The organism is Corynebacterium flavescens (assembly GCF_008693105.1).
Taxonomy (GTDB): Bacteria; Actinomycetota; Actinomycetes; order Mycobacteriales; family Mycobacteriaceae; genus Corynebacterium; species Corynebacterium flavescens.
The window spans coordinates 204,683-219,776 of sequence record NZ_VXKK01000031.1; the positions used below are offsets into that span (position 1 = coordinate 204,683).

General features: G+C 60.8%; 16 protein-coding genes and 1 tRNA gene. 1 reads left to right on the forward strand and 16 read right to left on the reverse strand.

Going from position 1 to position 15,094, the window contains the following annotated elements:
- Positions 1-151 precede the first annotated feature (151 nt).
- From yajC to F4V60_RS06830, 6 genes are all read right to left on the reverse strand, one after another.
- Positions 152-532: a preprotein translocase subunit YajC gene (yajC, locus tag F4V60_RS06805; RefSeq protein ID WP_075729909.1), complete on the reverse strand. Its 381-nt coding sequence runs from the start codon at positions 530-532 to the stop codon at positions 152-154.
- Positions 533-623: 91 nt separating this feature from the next.
- On the reverse strand, positions 624-1,712 hold the full coding sequence (gene ruvB, locus F4V60_RS06810) for a Holliday junction branch migration DNA helicase RuvB (RefSeq protein ID WP_075729910.1): 1,089 nt from the start codon (positions 1,710-1,712) through the stop codon (positions 624-626).
- Between the two features lie 24 nt (positions 1,713-1,736).
- Complete coding sequence (gene ruvA / locus F4V60_RS06815; RefSeq protein ID WP_075729911.1) at positions 1,737-2,345, reverse strand: Holliday junction branch migration protein RuvA; 609 nt, start codon at positions 2,343-2,345, stop codon at positions 1,737-1,739.
- Between the two features lie 9 nt (positions 2,346-2,354).
- Positions 2,355-2,921 carry a crossover junction endodeoxyribonuclease RuvC gene (ruvC, locus tag F4V60_RS06820; RefSeq protein ID WP_075729912.1) on the reverse strand — a complete coding sequence of 189 codons (567 nt, stop codon included), beginning with the start codon at positions 2,919-2,921 and terminating at the stop codon, positions 2,355-2,357.
- A gap of 122 nt (positions 2,922-3,043) precedes the next feature.
- Entirely contained in the window at positions 3,044-3,799 is a 756-nt protein-coding gene (locus tag F4V60_RS06825) for a YebC/PmpR family DNA-binding transcriptional regulator (RefSeq protein ID WP_075729913.1), read from the reverse strand.
- 108 nt (positions 3,800-3,907) lie between these two features.
- Positions 3,908-4,777 carry an acyl-CoA thioesterase gene (locus F4V60_RS06830; protein ID WP_075729914.1) on the reverse strand — a complete coding sequence of 290 codons (870 nt, stop codon included), beginning with the start codon at positions 4,775-4,777 and terminating at the stop codon, positions 3,908-3,910.
- A gap of 156 nt (positions 4,778-4,933) precedes the next feature.
- Here F4V60_RS06830 and F4V60_RS06835 point away from each other — a divergent pair, with 156 nt between their 5' ends.
- On the forward strand, positions 4,934-6,190 hold the full coding sequence (locus tag F4V60_RS06835) for a hypothetical protein (protein WP_075729915.1): 1,257 nt from the start codon (positions 4,934-4,936) through the stop codon (positions 6,188-6,190).
- 22 nt (positions 6,191-6,212) lie between these two features.
- Here F4V60_RS06835 and F4V60_RS06840 read toward each other — a convergent pair whose 3' ends face one another.
- The 10 genes from F4V60_RS06840 to F4V60_RS06885 form a co-directional block, all read right to left on the reverse strand.
- Entirely contained in the window at positions 6,213-6,674 is a 462-nt protein-coding gene (locus tag F4V60_RS06840; RefSeq protein WP_075729916.1) for a LemA family protein, read from the reverse strand.
- A gap of 2 nt (positions 6,675-6,676) precedes the next feature.
- Positions 6,677-7,840: a glycosyltransferase family 4 protein gene (locus F4V60_RS06845; protein ID WP_075729917.1), complete on the reverse strand. Its 1,164-nt coding sequence runs from the start codon at positions 7,838-7,840 to the stop codon at positions 6,677-6,679.
- A gap of 12 nt (positions 7,841-7,852) precedes the next feature.
- Positions 7,853-8,764 carry a phosphatidylinositol mannoside acyltransferase gene (locus F4V60_RS06850; protein WP_075729918.1) on the reverse strand — a complete coding sequence of 304 codons (912 nt, stop codon included), beginning with the start codon at positions 8,762-8,764 and terminating at the stop codon, positions 7,853-7,855.
- On the reverse strand, positions 8,765-9,412 hold the full coding sequence (pgsA, locus tag F4V60_RS06855; RefSeq protein WP_075729919.1) for a phosphatidylinositol phosphate synthase: 648 nt from the start codon (positions 9,410-9,412) through the stop codon (positions 8,765-8,767).
- A complete protein-coding gene (locus tag F4V60_RS06860; RefSeq protein ID WP_075729920.1) occupies positions 9,405-9,956 on the reverse strand; it encodes an ATP adenylyltransferase in 552 nt (183 codons plus the stop codon). Before F4V60_RS06860 ends, pgsA begins: the two co-directional genes overlap by 8 nt.
- Complete coding sequence (gene thrS / locus F4V60_RS06865) at positions 9,943-12,006, reverse strand: threonine--tRNA ligase (protein WP_075729921.1); 2,064 nt, start codon at positions 12,004-12,006, stop codon at positions 9,943-9,945. Before thrS ends, F4V60_RS06860 begins: the two co-directional genes overlap by 14 nt.
- A gap of 76 nt (positions 12,007-12,082) precedes the next feature.
- Positions 12,083-13,342 (reverse strand): Dyp-type peroxidase, encoded by a 1,260-nt coding sequence (locus F4V60_RS06870; protein ID WP_075729922.1) that lies wholly within the window; start codon positions 13,340-13,342, stop codon positions 12,083-12,085.
- 2 nt (positions 13,343-13,344) lie between these two features.
- On the reverse strand, positions 13,345-13,995 hold the full coding sequence (locus F4V60_RS06875; RefSeq protein ID WP_232315900.1) for a copper chaperone PCu(A)C: 651 nt from the start codon (positions 13,993-13,995) through the stop codon (positions 13,345-13,347).
- A 6-nt stretch (positions 13,996-14,001) separates the two neighbouring features.
- The gene (locus F4V60_RS06880) at positions 14,002-14,574 is read right to left on the reverse strand and encodes a copper resistance CopC family protein (protein ID WP_075729923.1); all 573 of its coding nucleotides are present in this window, start codon (positions 14,572-14,574) and stop codon (positions 14,002-14,004) included.
- Positions 14,575-14,968: 394 nt separating this feature from the next.
- Positions 14,969-15,041, reverse strand: a tRNA-Gly gene (locus F4V60_RS06885).
- Positions 15,042-15,094 lie beyond the last annotated feature (53 nt).

Genomic DNA, 15,094 nt, shown 5'->3' on the forward strand with positions numbered 1-15,094 from the left:
CGATCCACCATCGTACGTCATAAGGTTCTCGCTACCTTAAGAAGACCTAAAAATACCGGCGCCACTGTGACGAGAAGAACTCTCAATCACGCTGTGACGCCGGCTAGTAAGTCCCCCGAGGGCGGAAGAAAAGCTGGTCCGCTAGTCCCCCCTAATCCCTATCGCGGGGTGCGGACTCGTTCTCTGAGCTGTCCTGCTGCACAGCCTCGGATGTGTTGGAGGGCGACTCCGGCTCAACCTCGGGGTGGCTTGCGGCGGCCACAGCGCTTTGATCGCGCGCAATAGCCAGTTTATCAAAGGTAATGACGGTTCCCGGCGCAACTTCCAGGTCCACGCTGCCTTCGTTAGCGCGGACCACGGTTCCGTGCATGCCACCTACGGTGATGACCTTTTGACCCACAGAAAGAGCGGCTTGATAGTCCATCATCTTGCCACGCTGTTGCTTCTGCTTGCGCATCATGAAGACTGCTTGCAGGAGCAGCAATGCCGCGAGCGCGATGACGAAAAAAGTTCCAATTCCAGATGATCCCATGGGGATCGAGTTTGCCAGAAGTATTAATAAGGCCTGTTTGGCTCTCCCCCACACTCCACCCCCACACACGAGAGGTCCGCTTCCCTGGGAACTAGAAGAGCCCCAGCGCCCCCTCGGGAGGAGTAAGCCCAAGATGCTGCCACGCTGCTGAGGTGGCCACCCGGCCTCGCGCAGTGCGGGCGATCATTCCGGCACGCACCAGATAAGGCTCGCAGACTTCCTCCACCGTGGAAGATTCCTCACCTACCGCGACGGCGAGAGTATTCACTCCCACTGGCCCGCCACCGTGTCCGTTAATGAGGGCACTGAGCACCGCGCGATCCAGGCGGTCGAGGCCCATCTCATCGACGTCAAAGACCTCGAGGGCACCGCGCGCGGCGGCTAGGTCAATGTGCCCGTCCCCGTTGACCTCAGCGAAGTCCCGCACGCGACGCAGCAGGCGGTTGGCAATACGCGGGGTTCCGCGGGAGCGCGAGCCTATCTCTACTGCGGCATCGTGGTCGACGTCGAGTTCCAAGATCTTCGCCGCGCGGGTGATGACGCGGGTGAGATCAGGCGTGTCATAGAACTCCATCTGCGCGGTAAAGCCAAAGCGATCGCGCAAGGGGCCGGTAAGCATCCCCGCGCGGGTGGTGGCGCCCACGAGGGTAAAAGGCGGGATCTCCAAAGGTATTGAAGTCGCACCAGGGCCCTTACCCACGATGACATCGATCCGGAAGTCCTCCATGGCCATGTAGAGCATTTCCTCCGCAGGGCGGGCAATGCGGTGAATCTCATCGATGAAGAGGACATCGCCCTCCATCAAATTGGAGAGCATGGCGGCGAGATCACCGGCGCGTTCGAGCGCAGGCCCAGAGGTCATGCGCAAAGAGGTGCCCAGTTCTTGAGCAATGATCATGGCCATCGTTGTCTTGCCTAGGCCAGGAGGCCCGGAGAGGAGAACGTGATCGGGGGTGACTCCCCTATTCTTCGCGCCATTAAGTACCAGGGAGAGCTGTTCGCGCACCTTGGGCTGGCCAATGAACTCTCCCAGCGACTTCGGGCGCAGCGAGCGCTCAGCGTCCTGCTCCCCCGGCTGCAGTTGCGCATCGACGTCACTATTGCGGGCGCTGGCCTGCGAGGCGGCGGACTGCTGCAGGTCCTCGGGCAAAGAGAACTCGGTGCGTTCAAGGTCTGACATTTTTCCCCTTTCCTCTTGCCGAGCCTACTTCTTGCGCCCGAGCTGGCTCAGCGCGGCGCGCAAGACTTCCGCGGTGGCAGCCTCAGGCTGCTCCGCCGCGATGGCTTCCACCACTGGGCGGGAGGCCTTTTCGCTAAAGCCCAGGCCCAAAAGTGCCTCCGTAACCTGTTCCACCAGCACGGCTGGTGCGCCCGAGGCCTGAGAAAGATCGGCGGAAGGTGCCACCGGGCTAAAGGCTGCGACCTTGTCCTTGAGCTCCAAGGCCATGCGTTCCGCCATGCGTTTGCCCACACCTGGTACTGATTGCAAGCGCTTAGAGTCCGCAGCGGCGATGGCAGCCGCCAGATCGCCGGCATTCATAATGGACAAGGCTGCCATGGCAAGTTTGGGACCCAGACCAGACACAGACTGCAGGAGATGAAACATTTCTCTGTCCTCAGGTGCGAAGAACCCGAAGAGCGTCATCGAGTCTTCTTTGACCACCAAGGAGGTCAACACGCGCGCCTCGTGCTCCCTCTGGAGCTGGGCCAGGGTGTTCGCTGTGGCTAGGAACTTATAGCCCACACCGCCACATTCAATGACGGCATGGTCGAGGCCGATACTAATCACCTCGCCGTGAAGGGACGCAATCACCTGTGGTACCTAACCTTTCCGAGTCTTTTCATTCTTGCTGGGCCAGGCACCTGGTATCCCCGCCTCCGGCCCGCGCACGCGAGCCAGTGCTGGGGCACGCCAGCAGTGACACACCGCCAAGGCGAGCGCATCCGCAGCATCCGCCGGCTTTGGGGCCTCCGAGAGGCCAAGGATGCGCGTGATCATCACGGTCATCTGCTTTTTGTCTGCGCGGCCGTTGCCGGAAATGGCCTTCTTCACCTCAGAGGGGGTGTACATGTGCACAGGAATATCGCGCTCGGCAGCAGCGAGCACGAGTACGCCTACCGCGTGGGCGGTCTGCATGACCGTGGAGACGTTTCCGCGCTCGAATACCCGCTCGATGGCAATGACATGGGGGCGGTAATCATCCATCCATTCGCGTACTGCGACGGAAAGGCGCAACAGGCGCTCCGCGAGTTCTTTATCGCTCGGGGTGCGCACCACGCCGACCGAGACCGGTATGATGGCGCGGCCCCGCCCGGCTTGCACGACGGAAAGCCCACAGCGCGTCAGCCCGGGGTCAATCCCCATGACTCGCAATCCCTCGAGATTCACCGCCGCTGCCCACCATGCCTTCCCTTGACCCTAAGTAATTTCCCTGCAACGCACATCGCCGCAGGATTCCTTACTAGGATACACACACATGTTCTAAATGTGCGCTTTGGGCAGGAGGAAGGTTAGTCTTCCTCGAGCTCTGCTAGGACCTCATCAGACAAGTCCATGTTGGTGTAGACGTTCTGGACGTCATCGGATTCTTCGAGGGCGTCAATAAGGCGGAAGATCTTGCGAGCATCCGCAGCTTCCAGGGGCACCTCGACCGAGGCGCGGAAATCGGTATCGGAATCGTCAATTTCGATACCAGCCTCCTCCAGTGCTGCCTTCACGGCCGGAACGTCCGTGGGCGCGCAGGTTACTTCAAAGCGCTCGCCGAGATCGTTGACCTCTTCGGCACCGGCGTCGAGCACGGCCATGAGGACATCGTCCTCGCTGAGCTCGCCCTTGACCACGGTGACGATACCGATGCGGGAGAACATATAGGCCACGGAGCCGGATTCACCCAGGTTGCCACCGTTCTTCGACATTGCAGTGCGCACGTCGGTGGCGGCACGGTTGCGGTTATCAGTCAGGCACTCGATCAACATGGCAACGCCGTTGGGACCGTAGCCCTCATACATGATGGTTTCCCAGTCGGCGCCGCCGGCTTCCTCACCGGAGCCGCGCTTGCGGGCGCGCTCGATATTGTCATTGGGAACGGAGGCCTTCTTGGCCTTCTTGATCATGTCATCGAGGGTCGGGTTTGCAGAGGGATCGCCGCCACCCGTACGCGCTGCAACTTCGATGTTTTTGATCAGCTTGGCAAATTCCTTACCGCGCTTGGCATCGTTTGCAGCCTTCTTGTGCTTGGTAGTAGCCCATTTAGAGTGGCCGGACATCATGTCCCTTTCATATCGGGGATGAGAAACTGCAGGCAATTATACGTGCCTGCGCCAAGCACCGAAAAAACCGGTCCCTGCTTTTCACTGCCGCGCGCTTGAGGGCGCCTATACATCCTGCCAATTTCCGTGCGCGCCGCCTGCTCTCAGAGGCTTTTCTACCGTGCGCATGAGCCCTTCCTGCATGGTCATGGCCACCAGTTCACCGGCGCGATTATAGAGTTTTCCCTGTGCTAATCCCGTGCCGCCGCCTGCCGCGGGCGATACTTGCTCATAGAGCAGCCACTCATCTACATGGATGGGGCGAAAGAACCACATGCAATGGTCCAGGCTAGCCAGCTGGACCTCCACGCCCTGGTGCTCGATGAGCGCTGAGCGGATGAGCGTCATATCTGACATATAGGCCAGCCCCGCCTGATGAAAGCTCTGTTCAGCAGGAACGGCGCCGGTATAGCGGAACCAAATATAGCGAAATCCCGAGCCGGTTCTCTCTGCGGCGGCGCTATCGCGGCCTGGCTCCGGGATGAGCCGAATATCCCAATCCTGCCACTCCGGCAAGATGATGCGCGGGGAATGCAGCTTGCCACCACCGCCGCGCACTGCCTCCTGCGGCCCCGGAACCTCCGGAGCCGGATCCGCGTGCTCAGGGCCTTGTTCCCCGGGAAGGTGGAAGGAGGCGCTGAGGATAAAAATGAGCTTGCCGTGTTGACTAGCGCGCACCTGCCTCGCGGCAAAGGAGCGGCCATCGCGCACAGTCTCCACCTGCAGTGACATCGGGCTCGAGGAGTCACCAGGGCGCAGGAAGTAGCTGTGCAGAGAGTGCACCTGCTTTTCGCTCACAGTGAGCTGTGCGGCGCGTAGTGCTTGGGCCACCACTTGCCCGCCGAAGGTGCGCGAAATCTGGGAGGGCACGGCCGGAGCGATGAAGTGACCTGCTCCTTCCTCCTGCAGTTCCAACACGTCCATGATGCTGGCCATACGACCTCTCCTCCCAGGTTCTTTGTTTAAGGGCTTTTCTCACTGTACTTCCCCGCCCACGCGGGAACGCGGCATACCCTTAGAAAATGCTTCGTCTTTGCACAAAATGGCGGTTGAAATAGTCACCCACGCCAAAAGTCAATTAAACTCCGGAAAGTGAAAAAGTACCGCTCCGTTATTGGCGCCTGGATTGGCTGGACAATAGCTCGAATCCTGCTCGTATCCATGTGCCGCCTAGATACTGGTGCTGACGGCGATGTCATCTATTACTTCACGGGCATCTACGGTAGCCGCGCCAAAGACATGACGGAGTATCCGGACGTGGGAGCCTGGCCCACCCTGGTGGTCTCCTGGTTCAGCGGCCAGGATCTTTCCTCCTACATCAACGATTACATCGTCATGTGCTTGCTTGTCGACGGCGCTTTTCTCGCACTCTTGCTGCGCCACCACGCGCACAACCGCCGGGCAATACTCGCCGCCTGGTTCTGGATCATATTCGGCACTGCCGCAGGCCCCGTCCTGCTGATGCGCCTCGATCTCTTCCCTGCCTTAGCGGTAGCAGGGGCAGGCGCTTTCTTCATCTCTCGCCCCAACGTGGCTGCCGGCCTCCTAGCGCTTGCGACCACGATGAAGCTTTGGCCGGGAGTCCTCGCCGTAGCCCTGGTGGACCGAGTCACGCGCGCGCATACCTGGGTGCGCCTTATGGTTTTTGTCGCCACCGGCGCAGCGCTGAGCGCAGTAACTGTGCTTACCCAGGGCGTCGATAGGCTCCTGTCCCCCCTGAACTATCAGGGAGAGCGCGGCCTGCAGATAGAATCCCTTCCCGCGAGCATCGCCATCGTGCAGGCGCACCTTAACCCGCGGCAATACTCCATCTTCTATGCCTCCTCCAAGAGTTTTGAGATCACCGGCCCTGGCGTCGATACCGCCATCGCCATCAGCACGGTCTCCATGGCGGTCCTACTCTTTTTCGCGGTCTCCTTCGCCTTGTATCGCTTCTGCGCGGGCGGCTGGACTACGCACTCCGCTCAGGCACTGTGCGTGCTCTTGGTGCTTGCGCTCATTGCCACTAACAAGGTCTTTTCCCCGCAGTACATCGTGTGGATAGGCCCGCTGCTCGCCGTGCTTGTGCGCCAATCCTCGGGCCGCGGCGTCGCTTGGCTCAAGGGCTTCCTGGCCCTGTGCGCCATCATCGCCGCAGGGATGGGAACCTATATCTTCCCCTTCAACTACGCGTCTATCACCGACCCCGGCTTTGGCTTGAATGCGGCGGTCATCTGCCTGGTGGTGCGCAACAGCCTCATCCTCGTGATGACTCTGGGGGCTCTTGCCTGGTTTATCGCCGAGCTGCGCCTTGGAGCGCGCCCGCGCATAGTACCCCAAGGGGCACGCTTGCAGCGTTTGGGTGCCTAGTCACCCTTTCTAGGCTCGGCTTTTAATCCGAGAAAGAGTAATCAAAAAAGTCTGGGAGCGGGGCGCGCCCACCCAGCCGGAAGATACGGACCATCGGCCGCAGGCGCAGCGCACGCGTGTCACTGACAGCCTCGTTATAGAAGCGATGAGCTAGCTGGATGCGCGCCTCCGCATCCACCAAGGGCGCGGGAAGCTGCGGGAAGCGTTGCCCTATGGCATCCGATAAGGCTCTCTCTTTGGCCGAGCGCTCCTCGAACTGGTTTTGAGCCAGGTTCGTGGTGTCAGCGGCCTTCGCTACGTCCGCGAGCTCGGGGGCGAGCGCCGCGACGACGGCGGCGCGGCGATCAAGCGTGGCCTCTAACTGCGCCAAAGCAGCATCGGTGCGAATATGGAGGGTGTTAAGGCGTTGCGCGGTGAAATACGCCCACGCGGAAAAAAGCGCCACGACGAGGGCGAGGATAAAGAAGAAGGTCTCAAGTGTCATGTCTACTTAATCCTCACCTTGGTGCCATCCTGGACAGTCTCATAGACCTTCATGACGGCGGCCGCTACATGGTCCCAGTCATAGGTACGCGCCCGGTGGGTACCTGCCTCCACCAGCTGCTCCCGCAGCTTCTTATCGGAGATCACCTCATCAAGGACGCGGGCCAAATCAGCCGGGTCCTCGTTGCGGAAAAGGACACCTGCCGGGGTGGGAGAATCCACGTCACACACTGCGGCAAAGGCCTCCAAGTCGGAGGCCACAACGGCACAGCCAGCCGCCATCGCCTCCACGAGCACTATGCCAAAGCTCTCTCCTCCCGTATTAGGAGCAACATAGATGTCCGCCCGCCCAAGGATCTCGGCCTTCTCCGCGTCGCTGACGCGGCCCGCAAAGTCCACCCCGGGCACGTGCCGGGTCCGGCCGCCCCCCATCACGGTCACACGCACGCGGTGCTCAAGCCTTTCTAGCGCCTCGAGCAGGATGGCGAGACCTTTACGAGGCTCATCAAGGCGCCCCAAGAACACGATTTCCAGCGGTCGCTCTTGTCCGGGCTGCATCTTCGCCTGGGCTGCACTATCCGCCCGCTCCGGATTCTCGGGCCGTCGTGCATTCTCTGTCTCAGCAAGGCTGCGCGCGCGAGCATAGACAGAGGTATCTACCCCATTGGGAATGAGGACGGGATCCCCGCCCAGCTTTTCCACCTGCCAGCGCCGCGCCATCTCCGAGACCGCAATGCCACCGCGGATCTTCTCCAGCAAAGGCATGAGGAAAGGTTTGACTAGAGAGAGAACCAAGGAACTCGAGGCCGAGGCATGGTAGGTGGCAACGATGGGCCCTTGGGCTACGCTCAGCGCGGCTAAGGAATAGCTCGGTGAGTTGGGCTCGTGAATGTGAAGAACGTCAAAGTCGCCCTCGCGGATGAAGGCTTTGACATTCCTTAACACCTGCGGGCCGATGGCAAGTCTGGCCACGGAGCCGTTGTAGGTGATTGGGATCGCGCGACCGCCCTTGACCACAAAGTCCGGCAGGGGCGTGTGCGGCGAGGCCGGGCCGATCACCCGCACGAAGTGGCCCTGCTCAATAAAAACGGTGGCCAGGTCCAGGATATGGGCCTGAACCCCGCCGGGCTCATCGAAGGAATAGGGGCAAACAAGTCCAATGCGCATGCTCGCTTCCTCCTAACTCTGTGCTTTCCGGTCGCGGCGGCGCTTGTCGACGTCCACATTCCACTGCGGCTGCAGCATATGCCAATCTGCCGGATGGCGGCGAATATTGGCGGCAAAGCCATCCGCAAGGCGCTGCGTGGTGGCGACGACGTCCGTGACCTCCACCGGCTCGCTAACGGATAAGCCCCAGCCCCCGCCCTCTTCAGGGCTTTCGTACCACGAGTGGACCACGTGAAGTGCCGCCCCAGTCTCGATGGCTAATTGCGAGGGGCCGGCGGCCATGTTGGCCTGCTCCCCCATGAAATCCACGCTCACCCCAGTACGCGTGAGGTCGCGCTCGGAGAGCAAGCACACTATGCCACCGGCTTCCACGACCTGCTTGAGATGGTGGAATGGTGGCTCTGCACCCCCCGTGAGGGCAACCACGTCGAAGCCGAGGGCACGGCGGAAGTCTACGAAGGCGTCGAAAAGCACCTCTGGCTTGAGCCTTTCGGCGACGGTGGTGAATTGCCCGGAGAGATCAACGAGCAAGGTGCCCGCCATATCCCAGTTCCCGGAATGCGGCAGCGCGAGGATGACTCCCTTGCCGCGGCGCTCGGAGGCCCGCAGATGCTCCAAGCCGCGCAGACCTTCGTGCAGGCGGCGCAGAAGTTGCGGATCATCATGCATGCGCGGCAGGCGGAAGGCCTCGAGCCAATAACGCAGGTAGGAGCGCATGGAATCCCTGACCAACTGCCTGGTCACATTCTCCGCGCCGACCACCCGGGTCAGGTTGCGGCGCAGCTGTTCCATGCCTTTGCCGTCGTGGGAGACCCTATCCGCGATGAAGCGGAAAGCCACGCGGGCCACGGGCTCGGGGGCAATACCCACGACCTTCCACCCCGCGAGGTACGCGAGCGCGCTGAGGTCTTGCGCCCGCCACATCTAGGCGGGTTCCTGCTCTGCGCTGCGCCGCGCGGCTTCGCGGTTGGCGTGCTCCTGGCGGCCGGCAATCAGCATGCGCTGGAACACGGTGAAGATGGAACCGATGGCCAAAATCCACAGGGAGACGGCGATCGCATTGGGCACGCCAAGCCCCTCTAGCCCCACGCCACCGAGCCCCAGGATGAGGCGCTCGGGGCGCTCGATGAGCCCGCCGACCATGGTGAAACCGGAGGCCTCACCGCGGGCCTTGATATAGGAAATAACCTGGGAAGATACCAGGGTGATGAAGCAGGCGATAACCGTAGACTGCGCTGCATCGGCGGTATAGATGAGCCACCAAGCAATCGCGCAGAACAGCGCACCATCGGTGATGCGGTCACAGGAGGCGTCGAGCGTGGCACCGAACTTCGAGGCCTGGCCCGAGAGCCGGGCCATGGTGCCATCGAGCATATCGAAAGCGACAAATAGCCCCGAAATAATCGCTGCGGCAAAGAGATGACCGGCCGGAATGAGGATCACCGAGATGGCGATCGTCACGATAGTGCCCACCACGGTGACCACATTTGGGCTGAGCCCCACCTTCAAAAAGGCCTTGGCAATGGGCTCGACTACAACGGCGGCCGGTTTGCGGCCATGCACGCTAAGCACGTAATTCCTCCTCTATTTCCCGCCACCCCTGCGCAAGCAGGGCCCGGGTATCCTTCAGCAACTGCGGCAAAACCTTGGTCCCATCCAGGATAGTCATAAAATTACTATCCCCCGGCCAGCGCGGCACGACATGCAGGTGCAGGTGATCGCCCACCGAGCCGCCCGAGGCTTTACCCAGATTGAAGCCCACGTTAATGGCATCCGGGTTCGATACCCGCTTGAGTACCCGCACCGCTTTCTGCGCGAACTCCATGAGCTCAGCTGACTCTGCGGAACTGAGGTTCTCTAGATCCGCGACCTTGCGATAAGGCACCACCATAAGGTGGCCGGCATTATAGGGATAAAGGTTGAGCAGAGCGTAGACGAGTTCACCGCGGGCGATGATGAGTCCCTCCTCGTCGCTGCCGCGCGGAGCCTCAACGAAGGGATCCTCGGAGCGTTTGGTGATATACGCCATCCGGTACGGGGCCCACAGGCGCGTGAGGCGGTCGGGGTCCCCGGCACCGGAGTCGACGTAACTCCCGTTATCGCTATCGCCGGGCACTGATTAGCTCTTCACTCGGCTGCTCGTTGGTGCGCGCACCGATCCAGGCGGAGATAAGCTCCACGGCCTCGGCGACGGGAACGCCATTGACCTGGCTACCGTCAAGGAAGCGGAAAGACACGGCATCCGCCTCGACGTCACGCGCACCGGCCAGCAACATGAAAGGCACCTTTCCGGTGGTGTGATTGCGAATCTTCTTCTGCATGCGATCATCGGAGGTATCCACCGTTGCGCGCACTCCACGCTCGCGCAACTGCGCCGCGACCTTCTCTAGGTGCGGGGAAAAGTCATCGGCCACAGGAATGCCCACTACCTGATGCGGTGCCAACCATGCCGGAAAGGCACCTGCGTAGTGCTCCAAAAGCACGGCGAAGAAGCGCTCAATGGAACCGAAGAGCGCGCGGTGAATCATCACCGGACGTGCCTTGGAGCCATCGCTGCCGGTGTACTCCAATTCAAAGCGCTCCGGCAGGTTGAAGTCGAGCTGCACGGTAGACATCTGCCAGGTACGGCCAATGGCGTCGCGCGCCTGCACCGAGATCTTCGGGCCGTAGAAAGCGGCGCCAGCAGGATCCGGGACAAGCTCGAGGCCGGACTTCTCAGCCACGGCGCGCAGGGTCTCGGTGGCCTTCTCCCAGATATCATCGGAGCCGACGTACTTATTGGGGTCCTTGGTGGAGAGCTCGAGGTAGAAGTCATCGAGGCCATAGTCCTTGAGCAGGGAGATGATGAACTCCAAGACGGTGGTCAGCTCCTCCTCGAGCTGGTCCTCGGTGCAGTAGATGTGTGCGTCATCCTGGGTGAATCCACGTGCACGGGTCAAACCGTGGATAACGCCAGACTTTTCATAGCGGTAGACGGTGCCGAACTCGAAGAGTCGCAGCGGCAGCTCGCGGTAGGAACGTCCGCGGGAAGCAAAGATCAGGTTGTGCATGGGGCAGTTCATCGGCTTGGCGTAGTAGTCCACGGCCGGTTTGGTGATGTTGCCCTCGGCGTCACGCTCCTCATCCAGCTTCATGGGTGGGAACATGCCGTCGGCATACCAGTCTAGGTGGCCGGACTTCTTGAAAAGCTCGCCCTTGGTCAGGTGTGGAGTGTTGACAAAGGAGTATCCGGCGGCGATGTGGCGCTTGCGGGAGTGCTCCTCCATCTCCATGCGCACGATTGCTCCATCCGGATGGAATACCGGGAACCCAGAGCCAATCTCATCCGGGAAGCTGAAGAGATCCAACTCCTGGCCCAACCGGCGGTGGTCACGCTTCTCGGCCTCTGCGACCATGGTCAGATAAGAATCGAGACTTTCCTTGGACTCAAAAGCCGTGCCGTAGATGCGCTGCAGATCAGCCTTCGACTGATCACCGCGCCAATAAGCCGCGGAGGAACGAGTCAAGGTAAAAGCCGGGATGTACTTGGTGGTAGGAACGTGCGGTCCGCGGCAAAGGTCAAACCACACCACCTCGTTCGTACGCGGGTTGACGTTGTCATAGTGGGTGAGATCGCCCGAGCCCACCTCGGCGGCCTCGTCCGAGCTGGGGTCAACATTGCCCTTGTCCTGGACTAGCTCCAGCTTAAAGGGCTCATTGACCAGGGCGGCCTCGGCATCTGCCACGCTGGGATAAACGTGCCGCTCAAAACGCTGACCCCCCTTGATGATCTTTTTCATCCGCTTTTCAATGGCCTTCAAATCCTCCGGGGTGAAGGGACGGGCGACCTGAAAGTCGAAGTAGAAGCCATTTTCAATGGCGGGTCCCACACCAAGCTTGGTGCCCGGGAACTCTTCCTGGACTGCCTGCGCCATGACGTGGGCGCAGGAGTGACGGATGACCGCGCGGCCATCTTCCTCGCACGCGGCAACCGGGGTGAAGACGGTGTCTTGCCCCGGCACGTGGGAGAGGTCGAAGAGGTGGCCGTGCTCATCGCGCGCCACTACTACTGCCTCGGGACCTTTGTTGGGGAGATCGCGCTCCCGCATCGCGGCGCCTATCGCCGTCCCGGCGGGGACCTTGAAGGGCTCGTAATTGACCGGGATTGCGGGGATCATTTCCGCCATGCTCGCGCTCCTTTTGCGCTCGTGCAGCAGCGGCATACCTGGCCGCTGCTGCTAATTGGATTGACGGGAGACTATCTTACAGCCCCGCTTGCTCCAGGAGCGACTGTGCCCACCATGAATCACCTTCACCGCTTCCCGCATGGGTGCCAGGCGGGCAGAAATACACCGCCGAACCCTCATGTGTCAGCCACTCATTGAGCAGATCCGCCTCATCAAGACGTTGCTGAATGGGCTCAAACTGCAGCGACGGGTCCTTTTGATAGCACACGAAGATCTGTCCGGCGTTGCTCAACTGATCCGGGGTCCGTGGATCCGGCGGCAACTCGTAGTTATAGGGCCGGCGCAGGATCTTCTGCTCGGGGTGGTCAGCCGGTGCAGTGGCCCGCGCCATGTGCGAGTTTTTATCGATGACCGGCAGGCCGTACTTGTCTGTAGCAGAGAAATCTGCCACATCGTGTTCTTCCTCACCCGTTAGTGGCGCGCCATTGGAAAGCTTGCGGCCAACGGAGTGCTCCCGGGAGGCGCGGTCGAGCTCTTCCCACGTGTCCAGGTTCATGCGCACGCGACGCACCACCATGGCGGAGCCGCCCTGACCCCACTGCGGCCCCTCATCAATCCACACCTGCGCATCGAACTCCTCATCTGTGCGCGGGTTAATGGTCCCGTCAACCTGCCCGAAGAGGTTCCGCGCGGTCTCGCCCGGCTGATAATTGCCGTGCGCATGGCTAAATCCCTGCTGGAGCCACTTCACCTCGGCATAGTCGCTGCCCGAGCGCACCATGTGCCGCAGGCAATGCGAGGCCACGACCGGATCATCAGAGCAGATCTGCAAGACAAGATCGCTTTGGCCCCAAGCCGGATCCAACTTATCGTGCTCAAAGGCCTTAATGTCGCGCAGCCAGTTCGGCGGCGCTACCCCAATGCGCTCGAAGATGGGTCGCCCTAGTCCACAGGTCACCGTGAGGTTGGCCGGGGAAACGCTCATTTCCGGCTCGAGGCTGCCTAAAGGAGTCTCGGCCGTGCACAGGGCACGTGCGTCCGCAGTCCACAGCCTTAAGAGGTTAGCCAGATCCTGCTTGGCGACGCCGCTTTTAAGGTTAAATCCCACCATATTGAGGTGCGCCTGCGCTGAGGTAGCAATGCCGGCCTGGTGGGGTCCGTCGAAGGCAACGATGGCGTCGACCAGCTCTGCGGTGTGCCCCGTGTTGGAAGCAGTACCTCCAGAGTGCTTCAAGGATTCTTCTGTGCTGGAGCACCCCGCCAGCGCCACCGCGCCGGCTCCAATGCCAACGCCGGTGGCTCCTACAAGGAACCCTCGCCTTGATACTCCGGTCATGACTAGTGCTCGGCGGACTCGCTGGGCTTGGCCTCAGAGCCCATGCCCGACATGCCATCCATACCAGACATGTCCGAGCGCTCGCCCTGACCGCCGTGGCCCTCGATATCGCCGTAGGCTTCGCCGCCCGCACCCATGGAACGGGCTTCTACCTGTCCCAGGTCAATCTCGCTGCCATCCTTGAGCTCCAAGGTCACGTCAATGGTCTCGCCAGCCTTGATGGGCTGGTGCAGGCCCATCAACATGAGGTGGTTGCCACCGGGATTGAGCTCAAAAGTGCCGTGTGCCGGGATGACCATCGGCTCGGTCATCTGGCTCATCTGCCCGTTGACGGTCTGGTGCAGCTGGTTCATGTCTGCGTTGGCCGAGCTGTGGAAGCCGGTGACCTCAACATCGGAATCGCTGTTGTTCTCCAGGGTGCCGAAGATGGCCGTCATGTCCGAGCCCTCTTCCGCGGCGCGCACGACTCCCTGGGACAGCACAACCTCACCCTCTTGGGCTGAAGAAGCAGCAGAAGATGGCGCAGCAGACTGTGCCGATGACTGCGCTGCTGACTCCGACGTCGAGGCGGGCTCATCACTTGCTGAGCAGGCACTCAGGGCCAAGGTCGAGGCCGCAATAATCCCTAAGGTAAAACGCATTCCACTAGTCATCTTCATTTATCCTTCTTCTTCATTCTTGCGAAACTTCATAAACAACATGGCGACAACTGCCAACAACGCCAGAACACCGCCCACAGCGATGATGAACTTCAAGGCCCCGCTCAACTCTGGGTCTGCGGTGGCAGATCCACTGTCGGCCGGCTGCGCGCTGGCGGAGGCTGCATCATTTGCAGCGCTCGCCCCAGCGACCTCAAAGGTGATAGAACCACGCGTGGCGTGTCCATCGGAGGAGGTGATCTGGAAACCAACCTGATAGTTGCCCGGTCCTGGATCTACCCCCTCTGGGGTCTCAATCTTGAGCTCACGGCCGTCTGCGGCGGGTTCCTCTGTGAAAATGACCTCACCGGTATCCGTGTTTGTTAAAGCGAAGGTAATGAATCCTTCCTTCGGGATGCCGGAGAACTCCAGGGTAATTTCGCGCGGGAAGGAATCGAGCACCTCGCCCTCTTTCACGCTGCCGCCGACGACGGAATCATGTGCCAGTGCCTGCGGCGCCATCCCAACCATGAGCAAGAGTGCTGCAGCAAGCGCGGTGACAGCGCGGAACAAAGAACGAAGGCTCAGGGCCATGGAGAAACTCCTTGAATTTCAAGCGGTGCAATTGCCTGACATCCTAACGCGCGGGCCCAACGCGGGCATAACCCCCATCGAAGCCGCCAAGCACGCCGGATAGTCAAGGAGTAGTCGCGCCACCTCCCCACCAAGTTCCACTTTGTGCGCGATAGAGGTGTTAATCACCTTCGGGAACTTATACTTTAAGGCAAGGCATACTTGCGCTTTCCGAAGATAAGGCCGGCGCGTTCACGGTAAATAGCGGCCAAGTTCTTGAAGTTTTTGGCCACTGCGCGCGGTGAAGGATCAAACCGGGGGTAGTGAACGCGCCAAACCGGGGCTAAGGAGCAACGATGAAAAAGCAGCGCCCTCCCCCTTTTCACGGGGAAGACGCTGCTAGATACTGAAACTGAGCGGATGACGAGATTCGAACTCGCGACCCTCACCTTGGCAAGGTGATGCGCTACCAACTGCGCTACATCCGCATTCGAAACCAGGCCCGGTTTCTAGGACAAAGTCCTTGTGCGCAATACTGGGA